Source organism: Vibrio sp. 10N.222.48.A3 (assembly GCF_041475345.1).
Lineage (GTDB): Bacteria > Pseudomonadota > Gammaproteobacteria > Enterobacterales > Vibrionaceae > Vibrio > Vibrio tasmaniensis_A.
In genome coordinates this window covers 1-801 of the sequence record NZ_JBFRVX010001422.1, presented here as the reverse complement: position 1 = coordinate 801, position 801 = coordinate 1, and the positions used below count along the sequence as shown (strand labels likewise).

Sequence of the window (801 nt, the reverse complement as noted above, 5' to 3'; positions counted from 1 at the left end):
CGGTGCTCATGGTTATCTCGTGAGTCAGTTTTTGTCTTCGAGACACAATCAACGCCAAGACAAATGGGGTGGTTCACTCGAAAACAGACTTCGTTTTGTGCTTGAGGCTTATCGTGCGATTCGAAAAGAGGTCGGTGACGATTTCCCCGTCGGGATTAAGCTCAACAGCGCCGACTTCATGAAAGGTGGCTTCACTGAAGAAGAGTCGATGCAGGTTGTACAAACATTGAGTGATAACGGTATCGACTTGATTGAGATCTCCGGCGGCACCTATGAAAGCCCATCAATGATGGGTTCAAAGAATAAGGCTGAATCAATCAAGGCCAGCACAGTAAAGCGTGAAGCGTATTTTATGGATTACATGGTGAAGGCGAGAAAACTCGTCAGCACACCGCTGGTGGTCACGGGTGGTTTTCGAACCGCGCAAGCAATGAATGAAGCATTAAACACCTCGGCGACCGATTTTATTGGTATTGCGCGCACAATGGCGGTTGATCCAGATTTCCCTAACAAGTTAATTGAAAACCCTAGCCACGGTATGCCGCTAACGGTGCCAACCACAGGAAAGCCCGCTTTAGACAGGATGGCGATGGTCGGGCTGGTTTGGTATGAACATCAAATGTGGCGCATCGCCTCTGGCAAGAATGCCGACCCTAAACTAAGCGCATTAGGTGTGGTGTTAAAAACAATTTTCAGCGCTGGCTGGCACGCCTTCAAAAAGCGCAGAGCGTAAGCAGTCATGGATTGTTAAAGCAGAACTTTAAGGAATTGAAGTTCCGCTTTTTCTATGATGATTTATTG

1 pseudogene is annotated in these 801 nt (G+C 47.6%); it reads left to right on the top strand.

What is annotated here, in order from left to right:
* Positions 1 to 733 (top strand): annotated as a pseudogene (locus AB4653_RS26845) (NADH oxidase); the annotation flags it as partial.
* Between the last annotated feature and the right edge of the window lie 68 nt (positions 734 to 801).